The following is a 13,478-nucleotide window of genomic DNA, read 5'->3' on the forward strand; positions in this document are numbered from 1 at the left end:
GATTATTTGTTCTTTTCTTCACAAATTAACAATACGTATTTTTTCTCTTTTCCAGCATCTTCTGAAGTTGGATAAGGATTTAGTTTTAAACCGTTAATTGCAAATTCTTTGGAGCTGAATATATTTGTATTCTTCGCTTCGCCAGATCTAGTTTCGCCAAAAGTTAATATTTTTTCCTCGGTATTCCCGTTTGCCGTTACGGCAACTTTTACTTTCGCACGTCCGGCCCAGATACAATCTACACCCGTTGGGCAGCGAGAATCTTCTACCACTTCCAAAAATTTTATTGAAATGCCTTTTAAAACAACAGTTTCTCCTTTGGGTACTTTTACTGCAATTTTAGGAGTTTCAGCAGCATCGTCCTGTGCAAAGGCAAATGTTGAAAAAAGAATAAGTATAGCTAACAGTGAATTTTTCATTGTATTTATTTTTTTTCGAATTTAAAGATACTATAAAAAATAGTGCCAAAAAACCGGCGATGTAAAATGAGCTCTGCAAATTTTGTGATCCGGATAACTATTTTATCCTCTAAAAAGGAAGAAATCCTTTTTCATCGGTTCTATTTTTTCGTCTTTATTGCTGATTATATATTCAAGCGATTTTTCGGTAAAAGCGAGACCTTTTTCCGTTAGTGAAACTATATCGGTTTCTATTTCAACGAGATTGTTTTTTTCGGCTAAATCTAAAACGGTTTTAGCCCTAACGGCACCCCAATTAATATGTTCTTGTAAATGATTTATATGTCGTTCACTTACTTCCTCATGCCTATTTAAATGTAATAAAAAGGTTATAAGCGAAACTTCTATCCGCTGTTGTTTTTGGCGGTAAAGCACAGAAATAAGCCCTTTTTTTGGCGCAAATAAATAAATCAATAAAAATATTGCACCCAACATAGTAGCGATAGAACCCGAAATGGAAGCATCTAATAAATTAGCGGTCCAATAACCCGATACAGCCGAAAACACTCCGAAAAATAACGAAAGTGCAATCATTTTTTTTAAGTCTTCAGTAAGCAAATAGGCAGTGGCGGCCGGAGCAATCATTAAAGCTACAACCAAGATTGCGCCAACGGCATCAAAAGCGCCTACTACAGTTATTGATGATACAGACATTAGGCCGTAGTGCATTAGTAATGGTGAAATTCCCAATGCCGAAGATAGGCCAGCATCAAAAGTGCTTACTTTTAATTCTTTAAAAAACAGTATTAATAAGCTTACGGTAATCAATAAAATGCTTCCCATTATCCACAAGGATTTTGGGCCCCAATTTGCACCATCTACCATAAACCGGTTAAAAGGGGCAAAGGCTAGTTCGCCTAACAAAACAGCGTCAATATCTAAATGCACGTCACTGGCATTCTTAGCTATTAAAATAACTCCGATGCTAAATAATACAGGAAAAACCAAGCCAATAGCCGTATCTTCCTTTACAAGGCCAGTCTTTTGAATAAACTCTACCAATACCACCGTAATAACACCAAAAAGTGCTGCTAATAAAATAAGTAATGGCGAATTTAAATCTTGGGTTATAAAAAAGCCAATAACAATGCCCGGTAAAATTGAATGACTTATCGCGTCGCTAATTAATGACATCTTCCGAAGTACCAAAAATACACCGGGTATGGCACAAGCCATGGCCACTACGGCTGCAATAAGCTGTATTTCTATTTGCGGATTACTCATTTTCGGTTTTTTGATTGTACATTTCCTGTGCCTGTTTATAACCTTTTGGTGTCATAGCCCATTGCTGCCCTTCGACAACTATCCAGCCTTCATTTTCTAATTTTTTAAGCGAACCCTTTGTGAATCCGTGAAAATTATTCAGGATACGAATGGCGTGCGGATGCGAAATATTTTTGTGGTCCTGTACAATGCCGTACATAAATTGAAGGGTTTTCATCAGTTTTAAATTGGATCGGTTTTTACGAAATCTAATTTCGCGAAATAGCAATCCTCTTTTATGGGAAAATATAAATGAAAACAATACAAATACACCGGCCACCAATACAATTACTGGACCGGTTGAAAGATTGTTTTGGCTCGCACTAATTGCCGTTCCGAATACACCCGAAAACGCCCCAATAATGGCTGCCAATATAACCATGGTTCCCAAGTTATTTGTCCATTGCCGAGCCGCCGCCGCCGGAGCCAAGAGTATAGCGCTCATTAAAACCACCCCGACCGTTTGCAGCCCCAATACTATTGCCAACACAATTAAAAATGTAATTAGTACATCAATAAATTTGGTATTAAAACCAAGGGTTTTTGTATAGTCTGGGTCAAAAAGAAGTATTTTGAATTCTTTCCAAAAAAGGAGCATTACCAAAAGTGAAATTCCGGTAACGATAATCATTAAATTTACATCGCTTTCTACGAGTGTGGCCGCTTGCCCAAAAAGATATTTGTCTAATCCCGCTTGGTTTGCATTGGGCTGTTTTTGAATAAAGGTGAGCAAAAGCATTCCAAAACCGAAGAATACCGAAAGAATAATCCCCAGGGCAGCATCGCTTTTTAAATGAGTTTTTGAAGTAATTCCACGTATCCAAAAAGTACCGATTAAGCCGCTGACCAATGCGCCCAATAATAAGGTGCCAGAATCTTTGGCTCCCGTAATTAAAAACGCCATTGCAATGCCTGGCAGTGCTGCATGCGATATTGCATCGCCCAACAGACTTTCCTTTCTAAGTACGGCAAAACTACCCAACATACCACAAATAGCGCCTAACACGGCCGTTCCTAATGTTATGGTGCGCAGGGTGTAATCTGTCCAGAGTAAGTTGAAATATTCAGTCATGTTTTAGCATTTAGCTGGTAGCTAGTGGCTACTCGTTGCCAACATTTTTTAATTTTATTATTAATTTGTTTCTAAGACCCGAGATCATTTAAGATAATTCTTCAAGTTTTACCCTAAGTGAATTATCAACATCTTCACTTATATATCCTTGTCTTCTTGCAACGGTGGAACAGGTTACACATTCTTTGGTAGAATGTGAAGCTATTTTTAAAAATCTATTAAATTGCTTATCTGTTTCGCCATGACCTTCACTAATGTTCAAACAAATTGAAAGCGATGCTCGTTTAAATTGAGATGTTAAATTGTACAATTCGTCTTTGGAAAATGATTTTGTAGTTTGATACACTACATCCATAAAATCTAATGATTTTTGATATACCATTAGCTTTTCAAAATTAAATACAACCTTTTCCATATTTTATCTATTATATTCTAAATCAAAAGTATACTACAAGCTACAAGCGAAGCGTCCTACCAGCAAAAAGCTATTTGTTCACCGCAACCTTATAATTTATGCCGTAAGTTTTGGTTAGATTATCATCGTTAAAAATATCTTTCACCGGCCCGGTGGCTATTTTCTTCACATTTAAAAAAGTTACCCAATCAAAGTATTCCGGTACGGTTTGTAAATCGTGATGAACTACAATTACGGTCTTTCCAGCTTTTCGCAATTCCTTTAAAATATTAATAATTGCAATTTCGGTAGTAGCATCAACGCCCTGAAACGGTTCGTCCATAAAATAGATGGAAGCATCCTGTACCAAAGCCCTCGCTAAAAAAACACGTTGTTGCTGGCCGCCGCTTAATTGGCTTATCTGCCTATTTTTGTAGGGAAGCATACCAACTTTTTCCATAGATTCTAAGGCAATTTTTTTCTCCTTTGTCCCCGGTCGCTTTATCCAGCCCAAACTACCATAGGTGCCCATCATTACCACATCGAGCGCAGTTGTGGGAAAATCCCAATCTACACTGCCTTTCTGGGGGACATAAGCCACTAATTTTCGTTGTTTTGAATACGGTTTGCCATAGATAGATATACTGCCCGCAATGGGTTTTATGATGCCCAAAATAGCTTTTATAAGAGTAGATTTACCCGCACCATTTGGACCTACAATAGCCATTAGCACACCTTCGGGAACGGACAGATCAATATCCCATAACACAGGTTTATAATTATACGCTACGGTAAGGTCGTCTATCTGAACTGCAATTTTTTGCTTCATTTCTTTTAAATTTTAAACCTTACTTAAGTGCGTTTACAATTGTATTTACGTTGTATTTAAACATCCCAATGTAGGTGCCTTCTACTGTGCCCGTATTTCCGAGAGCATCACTGTAGAGCGAGCCGCCAATTTCCACATTGTGGTTTTTAGACAGCACAGACGCTCGCAGCGCTTCAATAGTTCGGCGTGGTACGGAGCTTTCCACAAAAATGGCTTTTATGTTATTTTGAATAATAAAATCCGAAAGATTTTGCACATCTTTTACGCCCGCTTCGGTTGCGGTAGAAATGCCTTGTAGCCCAACTACCTTAAAATCGTACGCTTTTCCGAAGTAATTAAAGGCATCGTGCGCTGTTACTAAAATGCGCTTTTCTTTAGGTAAGGTAGCAATAATAGCCTTGACTTCGCTTTCTAAATTGTCTAATTTTTTTTGATAAATAGTGTTGTTTTCTGAATAGCTTTCGGCATTTTTTGGATCGGCTTTAGATAGTTCTTCAGTAATTATTTGTGCAAACTGTTTGAAAAATTGAATATTGAACCAAACATGCGGATCAAAATTTGAAGCAAAATTTTCTGAAGCTATCAATTGCTCTTTCGGAAGCCTATCACCCAGAGAGACAGTGTTTTTGGATCCTTCCATTTTTTCGAATATATCTACCAATTTTCCCTCCAAATGCAGGCCACTATAAAAAATAATATCGGCGTTGTAAAGTTTTGAAACGTCTCCTTCGCTCGCCTTGTAAAGATGCGGATCTACACCAGCGCCCATAAGTCCTTCTAACGAAATATTGTCCCCTCCAATTTCAGAAACAGCATCGGTTAGCATGGTAGTTGTAGTTACAACTTTTATTCTACCATCGTCCGTAGCCTTGTCATTACAGCTAATTAGAAGGGTTAAAATTGCTAGTACTATAAGTTTTTTCATTGTATTTTATCTTTTTCCAATCAATAATTTTAATCGGTATTTGCATTATACCTACACACTTAAAGTGTTTGCACGTAAATATTTTCAGCAACGGTTTTCGAAATAAAAAACTGATCTTTTCCCACGGAAATAACCATAGAGCCATCAAAAAATTCCTTACCCAATACCTTTATTTTAGTGCCTATACTTATTTGTTTTTTGTCGAGATACTGTAAAAATTCTGTGCTGGATTCTTTTACACCCACGCAAACTCCCTGCTGATTTTTCTCAATTTCTGAAAGCAATTTTTTTTCGGTACGTTTTAACACGCCGTGTTTATCGGGGATGGGATCGCCATGAGGATCAAAATCGGGGCTGCCTAAAAATTTATCGAGACGCGTAATTAACTCATCAGATTGAATATGTTCCAATTGTTCCGCAATTTCGTGGACTTCGTCCCAATGGAAATTTAATTTTTCCACTAAAAAAACTTCCCATAAACGATGTTTCCGTATTACGGAAGCAGCAATTTTTCTGCCTTTTTCAGTTAGTTGAGCACCTTTGTAGCGTTTGTAAATAAGCATTTTTTTCTCTGCCAATTTTTGCACCATGTCTGTCACTGAAGATGGCTTGGTTTCCATACTCTCAGCAATGGCGTTGGTGCTAATCTCTCCCGTGCTTTCCAATTCCAGATGGAATATTGCTTTTAAATAATTTTCTTCAGCAAGTGTCATCATTAAATTTATATTTATGCAAAGATATATTTTTTTATCCTAAAATATAGTTTTAGTTTTGCCTAAAATATTAATTACCCAAAGCTAATTATATGAAATTTTTTCAATGTTTTTTTCTTTTTTCAGCAACCATAGTCTCGGCCCAAGTAAATAAATCTACAATTTCCGGAACAGTAACGACTCAGGGCAATCCCATTCCTTTTGCACAGGTTTTTGTTAAAGGCGCTATGCAAGGTGCAAGTGCTGACGAGGATGGTAAGTATCAATTTTATTTAGACGAAGGCACGTTTACAATCGTAGCGCAATCGCAAGGATACACATCCGAAAGCAAAACTATTACTATAGAAAATAAGCAATTTGTATCTCTGAATTTTGAATTATCTGAACGAAATGAAGAACTGGATCAAGTTGTAGTTACGGGTACACGTACTGCAAAACGCCGGGTAGATTCACCTGTAATTGTAAATTTAATTAACAGTGAAACTCTCGAAAAGGTAGTTGCCACAGATTTAGCCAATGGCCTGCGTTTTCAGCCAGGGCTACGCGTAGAAACCGATTGTCAGACATGTAATTACACGCAAATTCGAATGAATGGATTACAGGGTGGCTACTCACAAATACTCATTAATGGCCGCTCCATTTTCAGTCCGTTAACCGGTTTATACGGCCTAGAACAAATTCCTGTAAATATGATTGAACGTATTGAAGTTGTTCGCGGTGGCGTTTCGGCACTCTACGGATCTAGTGCCATTGGCGGAACGGTAAACGTAATTACTAAAATTCCGAAACAAAATAATTATAGCTTAAGCAATACTTACGAAAGTATTGACGGTAAAGCGTATCAAAATGTAATTAACGGAAATGCCACAGTTGTAAACAAAGATTACAATGCAGGAGCAAATTTTTTTGTAAGTAATAGAAATAGAACTGCTTATGATGCCAATGATGATAACTTTTCTGAATTGCCCGAATTAAAAAGCAATTCATTTGGAGTAAATGCTTTTTATCTTCCCAGTGAAAATTCAAAACTTGAGATGAGTATTAGCAGCCTAAACGAATATCGTTACGGCGGCGAAATGGTTGACAAACCTGCATATCTAGCAAATCAATCGGAAGAGCGTACCCACAATGTTTTAATGGGAAGTTTAGATTATCAAATTAATTTTAATGAAGATAAAAGTTCGCTCATAGTGTATTATGGCGCTCAAAAAACAGATCGCGATCATTACACGGGAATAATACCTGATGATCAAGCGGAGCAACAAGCCTTTTTTGCGGCTCCACCATACGGTGTATCCGAAGTTACAACGTATCAAGGTGGAGCGCAATACAACCACAAGATCAATAGCTTTTTAGGTGGAAAAACGGTGCTAACTGGGGGTCTGGAATACGTTTATGACGATGTTTTTGATCAAATTGAAACGTACAACTACCTAACAGATCAAACCACTAAAAATTTGGGTGCTTTTGTACAAAATGACTGGGACATTTTTAAAAATATTAATTTTCTTTCCGGGTTCCGAATAGACAAACACAACTTGGTAGATCACGCCATTTTTAGTCCGCGACTTTCACTTTTGTACAAATTAAAGGAAACTACACAATTTCGGCTTGGATGGGGTACAGGTTTTCGCGGGCCACAAGCGTTTGATACAGATTTGCACATAGCCTTTGCTGGCGGCGGAGTATCGCGAATTTCACTTGCTGAAGATTTATTTGAAGAGAAATCCAACAGTTTTACCGCTTCGGTAAATTACGATAAAGCTACCGAGCACTTTATAGCGGGCTTTACTGTTGAAGGATTTTACACACATTTAAAAGATGCGTTTTATCTTTTTCCGTTGGGGGAGGATGATTATGGTGAGCGTTTTGAAAAACGCAATGGTAATGGCGCTACCGTAAAAGGAATTACTTTGGAGGCGAGAGCCAATTACGACTATTTGCTAGAACTGGATGCCGGATTTACCATTCAATCTAGTTTGTTTAACGAGGCCGTTTTAAATATTGATAGCCTTCCGGCAAAACGCGAATTTTTACGAACTCCCAATAATTACGGATACGCAACACTAACGTACACTCCTACCAAAAAACTGAGCGCAACTGCCAATTTGGTGTACACGGGCACTATGGATATTCTTCACCTTGCTGGCCCAAATACGGGGCAGGCTATAAATGAATATTACGCAACTCCTAGTTTTACTGAATTGAGTTTGCGAATGGGTTACACTATTAATCTCTCAAAAATAAACACCGGACTTGAACTTTATGGAGGTGTAAAAAATATAACCAATAGCTATCAAAATGATTTCGACTTCGGGAAAAATCGCGACAGTAATTATGTTTACGGACCGGGAGCACCGCGCACTGTTTTCGCGGGTTTAAAAATTAAGTCTATCTAAAATGAAACGAATTTTTGTTTTGCTAATTTGTTTTTTGGTTTGGGCCAGTTCCGCTTCTTCGCAGGAGGAAGGAGCGGTAAACTGGCTTACTTTTGAACAATTGGAAGATTCGTTAAAAACAAATCCGAAAAAAGTGTTTATCGATTTTTATGCAGATTGGTGTGGCCCGTGTTTGCAAATGCAGCGCCATGTTTTTACCGATAAAAAAATAATTAAATTATTAAGTAAGCAGTATTACGCGGTAAAAATGAATGTAGAAAGTACCGATACCATTCAGTTTGGCAATGATGTTTTTTTTAATGAACGGCAGAACCGCAGAAACCCCATTCATCAAATTCCATTGCTAATGGCGAGCAGAAAAAACAAACCATTTTCGTTACCAGCGCTCATTATTTTAGATGAAAAATTTAAGGCACAAGCCCGGTATTTTCAATATTTAAATGTGGAACAACTGTCAGAAATTTTAGAAAAAACTATATCTGAAAAACAATAACTACAAAATTGCGTGTCCTTTCAGAATTTAAAATCCACGCTCTTTTTGAAGCTGCTCGTAGGCCTCCTGCACTTTATTGAACTTTTCTTCGCCTCCTTTTTGGTGTGCTTCGTCCATATGCTGTAGTTTGTCGGGGTGGTATTTTTTTACCATTGTGCGATAGGCGGCTTTTATTTCGGCATTCGTGGCTGTTTTGTCAATTTCCAAAATTTTGTAGGCGCTGTCCGGATTTTTAAAGAACATGGCTTTTATGCTTTCAAAGTCGCGAGCGTAAACGCCCAAGAAACCCGCAATACGGTTTATTTCATTTACTTCGGCAGTAGAAACGCTTCCATCTGCATTTGCAATACTGAATAAAAAGTGAAGAATTTGCAACCTGCTTTCATAACGCGTTCTTTGGCGCAAAAGGCTACAAATGCTTTGTGCAGATATTTCACGCTTTTTAATTACTTCGTTAAAAACCTTAAAAGTTGCATTAGCCCGCTCCCGGCCGTAAGCTTGCACAAAATACTGCCTAACGTAATCCAATTCGGTTTGGCTAACCTGCCCATCGGCCTTTATAACTAAAGAAGCCAATGATAGTAAGTTTAGCTCAAAATCTGCCGGGGTAACTTGTCGTGACGAACCAAATGATGTTTGAAAAGTCTTGCCTTTTACACTTAGGTTATCTAATAGGCTTCCAATTATAAATCCTGCCACAGCACCGGGGAAGCGATATAAAAAATAACCTAGTACGGCTAATAACCAACGAATCATAAATTGTAATTTTTCTTTTAAAACGGCGACAAAGGTAACTATTAAAAGCTCCAAATCTCAAAATTCAAATACCAAATAATTTTGAAAAACTAAATTACAAACAACAATATTTAAACTAATTGCTTTTAATTATTGTGCCATTTATGTACTATTTTTTTAAAATTTGATGTTTGGGATTTGGGGTTTATTTGAAAACATTTCGTTTTCAAATTTTGTATCTTTGCAGTCAATTTTTAATACACTTTAAATAGAAATAATATGTATCCACCAGAATTAATAAAACCAATGCGCGAAGACCTTACAAAAGTAGGTTTTTCTGAATTACATACCGCAGCCGATGTAGAAACGGCTTTAGAAAAAGAAGGAACAACCTTGGTAGTGGTAAACTCGGTTTGCGGTTGCGCAGCTGCCAATGCACGTCCGGGAGCAGCCATGTCTATCCAAAACGATAAAAAACCTGACCACTTGGTAACGGTTTTTGCCGGAGTAGATCGTGAGGCCGTAGATGCGGCAAGAGCAAATATGGTTCCGTTCCCACCAAGTTCACCATCAATGGCTTTGTTTAAAAACGGCGAATTGGTACATATGTTAGAGCGTCACCATATTGAAGGCCGCCCTGCACAAATGATTGCTGAAAACCTAAAAGGAGCATACAACGAATATTGCTAAAACGCAGTGATACAGCTCAACAAACCACTAACTATTGTTATAGGTGTTTTAGCTTTCGGGGCCATTATTTATAATTTTTACGACGCTCCACAAGTTTCCCATTTATTGGGAAAGGAAGTTAATAATTGGCTTTACCGTGCGTTTTGGGTTGTGGTAATTGCGATATGCGTTTATAATTTTATCCAGATTGACCGAAATACACTTAAGAATAAATCGAAATCTAAACGGAATTCGAAACAAGGAAAATCTTAAAATCAGCAACTGAAATTTGCAAATGGAAAAACCGTCTTTTTTAGGGCGGTTTTCTTACTTTTGAACACAAATGAAAGCACTCTTAAAACTTATAAGCTATCCCTTTTCAGTATTGTTTTACCTATTTTTTGGGATAACCATATTGGTTTTTCATCCATTGCAATGGGCTGCGTTTAATTGGTTCGGGTACAGCGCCCATAAAAAAATGGTCGATGCTTTTAATTGGACACTTTTGCGATGTTTAAATGTTGTGGGAACAACTTTCAGTATAAAAATAGATAAAAATATTCCCGAAAACGTACCACTTATAATTGTTTCCAATCATCAGAGTATGTGGGATATTTCGCCCATAAGCTGGTATTTGCGAAAATATCATCCCAAGTTTATTTCGAAAGTTGAATTGGGCAAGGGAATTCCGTCCATATCTTTTAACCTGCGCCATGGCGGTTCAATTTTAATAGATAGAAAAAACCCACGACAAGCCATTGTTGAAATGGTGAAGTTTTCAAAATATCTTCAAACGCACAACCGCAGCGGCGTTATTTTTCCGGAAGGAACACGGAGTAAAACTGGAGCGCCAAAACCTTTTAGAAGAACCGGTTTACAAACGCTTTTCAAAAAAATTCCGGATGGGTATGTTGTGCCGGTAACCATAAATAATTCGTGGAAATTACAACGGAATGGAATGTTTCCGATACAAATGGGCGTTTGCTTAGAATTAATTGCACATCCCGCCATTAAAATTTCAGATTTTGAAGTGGAAGAATTAATTGATAATGTAGAAAAAACGGTTATTTCAAAAATACACGAATAATGATTTCAGTTACTTTTGAAGAATTAATTCAGAATACAATTGCTTTTGTAAAAGATGAATTAAAAAATGCCGAAGGCGGCCACGATTGGTTTCATGTGGAACGGGTTTATAAAAACGCGCTCCTAATTTCCGAAGGTGAAAATGTGAATAAAACAGTTGTTGCTCTTGGAGCTTTACTTCACGATATAGCCGATTCAAAATTTCACAGTGGCGACGAAACGGTTGGTCCTAAAAAGGCACGACAATTTTTAAAATTTCAAAATGTTTCTGAAGAAATTATAGCCCACGTTGTAAAAATTATTGAAAATATTTCGTTTAAAGGCGGCAACAGAACTCAAAGTTTTAGCTCAAAAGAATTAGATGTCGTGCAAGATGCAGATAGGTTAGATGCGTTGGGAGCTATTGGCATTGCGCGCACTTTTAATTTCGGCGGATTTAAAAACAGAAAACTTTACGACCCCGAAATTAAACCGAATTTAAAAATGACTCCATCTGAATACAAAGCGTCAAGCGCACCTACTATTAATCATTTTTATGAAAAATTGCTGCTTTTAAAAGATCGAATGAATACCGAAACCGGAAAGAAAATTGCCGCCCAAAGACATGATTTTATGGAAGCGTTTTTACAACAATTTTATGCCGAATGGAATGGCACAAGGTAGAATTTTGCATCTGCGAACCGAACCGCAGGATTTAAAACTAAAACAACGTAGTCTGTGGATTTTTAAGCTGCAGAAAATGCGATGTATCTAAAGGCGCTGCTACCCTATTATTTAAATACCGTTTTTTAGCAATGGCCATCGTGTTTTTAATTTGCTCGCTAATGGTGCCTTCGCCTTTTATTCGTCTTCCCCAATTGCTATCGTTGAGGTTTCCGCCGTGGCATTCGGCTATTTGATTTAAAATTCGCTCCGCTTTATCGGGAATGGTTTTATGCGCCCAATCTGTAAAGATTTCAGCAATCTGTCCGTTTAGGCGAACAATGGTGTAGCTAACATCCTTTGCTCCGAGCTCTGCAACTTTTTTTACTAAAGGAAGAATTTCGTGGCTGTTTAACGATGGAATTATTGGCGCCATCATTACCCGAACGGGAATGCCATTGGCCGAAAGTATCTCCACAGTTTTAAGGCGTTGCTTTATGCTTGCAGTTCGAGGTTCTAACAATCTGCGCGTATCTTCAGAAAGCGAAGTAATGGAAAGATTTACCGAAATTATGTTCAGTTTAGCCATTTCTTTTAAAATATCCAGATCGCGAAGTATCAATGAATTTTTAGTGATAATGCCGGTTGGGTGTTTCCACTTCAACATTACTTCCAAACATTTTCGGGTTATTTCCATTTTGCGCTCCAAAGGTTGGTAGCAATCTGTATTTCCTGAAAATACAATTGTTTCGCCCTGCCAATTTTTTGAAGTGATTTTTTCCTCTAAAAGTTGGGGTGCATTTCTTTTAAAAAGAATTTTCCGTTCAAAATCCAAGCCCGCGCCGTACCCCCAATATTCGTGACTATTTCGGGCGTAGCAATACACGCAACCGTGCTCGCATCCTTGATAGGGATTTGCCGAAAAACCCATTCCAACGTCTGGGCTATTTACTTTGTTTACAAAGGTTTTGGGGAAAATTTCAATGTACTTTGTTTTGTTTTTATCTGCTTCTTCGCCTTCCGCTTCACAGAAGTTTAAATACTCATTCAGCACTTCGTGTTGGTTTTCGGAGAAACGATTGTGAACATTTTTTTGGGCGCCACGACCTTTTAAAATAGTATCAGACATAAAAACGTTGAAGAATTTAAACCTTCAAAGATATTTATTATTTGGAAATATTCCTAATTAAATGGGATTTATTCCTACAATTAATATTAGATTGGAATAAAAAAAGGGTCAATAAAGACCCTTTAATACAGTTAAAAACTCCTTTAAGAAATTTGGATATTGCGAGGCGGTTTTTGTTTTGCTTCCTCTTTTTTTGGAAGATGGATTCGTAAAACTCCCTCGTTATAAGTAGCTTTAATTTTCCCGTCTTCCACGGTTTCAGGAAGGGTAAAACTTCGTTTAAAGGAGGAGTAACCAAATTCCTTTCGAGTGTAATTCTCCTTGGTCTCTTCGTTATTTTCTTCCACCTCGGTTGCAATAGAAAGTACTTGGTTTTCCAGATTTATATTAAAATCAGATTTTTTTAGACCCGGAACTGCCATTTCCACAAAATACGCATCGGCGGTTTCCTTAATATTTACTTTAGGAAGACTCATTCCGGTATTGAAATTTTGCGAAAAGGTGGAAGATAATTCCCTGTTAAAAATATCGTCTATCCAAGAGGACCAAGTAGGGAGGTAGCTGGAACTATTATTGGTTGTTCTAGTTAAACCTCCATTTTTAGGAACATTCATTACTGTGCTCATAATAATTAAGATTTAAGTTAAACTTTTTAACGATAACGGAACAAA

The 13,478-nt window shown here is 37.5% G+C and carries 15 protein-coding genes; 5 read left to right on the forward strand and 10 right to left on the reverse strand.

The window, feature by feature from the left end:
* Nucleotides 1–2: 2 nt before the first annotated feature.
* From QCQ61_RS05470 to QCQ61_RS05500, 7 genes are all read right to left on the reverse strand, one after another.
* Nucleotides 3–419, reverse strand: a complete 417-nt coding sequence (locus QCQ61_RS05470; RefSeq protein ID WP_279449766.1) for a hypothetical protein — start codon at nucleotides 417–419, stop codon at nucleotides 3–5.
* Between the two features lie 102 nt (nucleotides 420–521).
* Nucleotides 522–1,682, reverse strand: a complete 1,161-nt coding sequence (locus QCQ61_RS05475) for a metal ABC transporter permease (RefSeq protein ID WP_279449768.1) — start codon at nucleotides 1,680–1,682, stop codon at nucleotides 522–524.
* Nucleotides 1,675–2,793 carry a metal ABC transporter permease gene (locus QCQ61_RS05480; RefSeq protein ID WP_279449769.1) on the reverse strand — a complete coding sequence of 373 codons (1,119 nt, stop codon included), beginning with the start codon at nucleotides 2,791–2,793 and terminating at the stop codon, nucleotides 1,675–1,677. The genes QCQ61_RS05475 and QCQ61_RS05480 overlap by 8 nt, the downstream gene beginning before the upstream one ends.
* Nucleotides 2,794–2,881: 88 nt before the next feature.
* Complete coding sequence (locus tag QCQ61_RS05485) at nucleotides 2,882–3,208, reverse strand: four helix bundle protein (RefSeq protein WP_279449770.1); 327 nt, start codon at nucleotides 3,206–3,208, stop codon at nucleotides 2,882–2,884.
* Between the two features lie 70 nt (nucleotides 3,209–3,278).
* Entirely contained in the window at nucleotides 3,279–4,016 is a 738-nt protein-coding gene (locus tag QCQ61_RS05490) for a metal ABC transporter ATP-binding protein (protein ID WP_279449771.1), read from the reverse strand.
* Nucleotides 4,017–4,035: 19 nt separating this feature from the next.
* Nucleotides 4,036–4,941, reverse strand: coding sequence for a metal ABC transporter solute-binding protein, Zn/Mn family (locus QCQ61_RS05495; RefSeq protein WP_279449772.1), 906 nt, complete (start codon nucleotides 4,939–4,941; stop codon nucleotides 4,036–4,038).
* 59 nt (nucleotides 4,942–5,000) lie between these two features.
* Nucleotides 5,001–5,657, reverse strand: a complete 657-nt coding sequence (locus QCQ61_RS05500) for a metal-dependent transcriptional regulator (protein WP_279449773.1) — start codon at nucleotides 5,655–5,657, stop codon at nucleotides 5,001–5,003.
* 89 nt (nucleotides 5,658–5,746) lie between these two features.
* Between QCQ61_RS05500 and QCQ61_RS05505 the strand changes: the two genes are divergently transcribed.
* Both QCQ61_RS05505 and QCQ61_RS05510 read left to right on the forward strand, forming a co-directional pair.
* A complete protein-coding gene (locus QCQ61_RS05505) occupies nucleotides 5,747–8,053 on the forward strand; it encodes a TonB-dependent receptor (protein ID WP_279449774.1) in 2,307 nt (768 codons plus the stop codon).
* Between the two features lies 1 nt (nucleotide 8,054).
* The gene (locus tag QCQ61_RS05510) at nucleotides 8,055–8,546 is read left to right on the forward strand and encodes a thioredoxin family protein (RefSeq protein ID WP_279449775.1); all 492 of its coding nucleotides are present in this window, start codon (nucleotides 8,055–8,057) and stop codon (nucleotides 8,544–8,546) included.
* Nucleotides 8,547–8,573: 27 nt separating this feature from the next.
* Here the strand turns inward: QCQ61_RS05510 and QCQ61_RS05515 are convergent, their stop codons facing one another.
* Nucleotides 8,574–9,302: a TerB family tellurite resistance protein gene (locus tag QCQ61_RS05515; RefSeq protein WP_279450232.1), complete on the reverse strand. Its 729-nt coding sequence runs from the start codon at nucleotides 9,300–9,302 to the stop codon at nucleotides 8,574–8,576.
* A gap of 258 nt (nucleotides 9,303–9,560) precedes the next feature.
* Here QCQ61_RS05515 and QCQ61_RS05520 point away from each other — a divergent pair, with 258 nt between their 5' ends.
* The 3 genes from QCQ61_RS05520 (at nucleotide 9,561) to QCQ61_RS05530 (ending at nucleotide 11,699) form a co-directional block, all read left to right on the forward strand.
* Nucleotides 9,561–9,971: a BrxA/BrxB family bacilliredoxin gene (locus QCQ61_RS05520; protein WP_279449776.1), complete on the forward strand. Its 411-nt coding sequence runs from the start codon at nucleotides 9,561–9,563 to the stop codon at nucleotides 9,969–9,971.
* A gap of 322 nt (nucleotides 9,972–10,293) precedes the next feature.
* Nucleotides 10,294–11,037, forward strand: coding sequence for a lysophospholipid acyltransferase family protein (locus QCQ61_RS05525; protein WP_279449777.1), 744 nt, complete (start codon nucleotides 10,294–10,296; stop codon nucleotides 11,035–11,037).
* Nucleotides 11,037–11,699, forward strand: a complete 663-nt coding sequence (locus QCQ61_RS05530) for an HD domain-containing protein (RefSeq protein ID WP_279449778.1) — start codon at nucleotides 11,037–11,039, stop codon at nucleotides 11,697–11,699. Before QCQ61_RS05525 ends, QCQ61_RS05530 begins: the two co-directional genes overlap by 1 nt.
* 37 nt (nucleotides 11,700–11,736) lie before the next feature.
* Here the strand turns inward: QCQ61_RS05530 and QCQ61_RS05535 are convergent, their stop codons facing one another.
* Together QCQ61_RS05535 and QCQ61_RS05540 are read right to left on the reverse strand one after the other, a co-directional pair.
* Nucleotides 11,737–12,807, reverse strand: a complete 1,071-nt coding sequence (locus tag QCQ61_RS05535; protein ID WP_279449779.1) for a PA0069 family radical SAM protein — start codon at nucleotides 12,805–12,807, stop codon at nucleotides 11,737–11,739.
* A gap of 143 nt (nucleotides 12,808–12,950) precedes the next feature.
* Complete coding sequence (locus QCQ61_RS05540) at nucleotides 12,951–13,433, reverse strand: Hsp20/alpha crystallin family protein (protein ID WP_279449780.1); 483 nt, start codon at nucleotides 13,431–13,433, stop codon at nucleotides 12,951–12,953.
* Nucleotides 13,434–13,478 lie beyond the last annotated feature (45 nt).

This window comes from Aequorivita marisscotiae (assembly GCF_029814825.1).
Lineage (GTDB): Bacteria > Bacteroidota > Bacteroidia > Flavobacteriales > Flavobacteriaceae > Aequorivita > Aequorivita marisscotiae.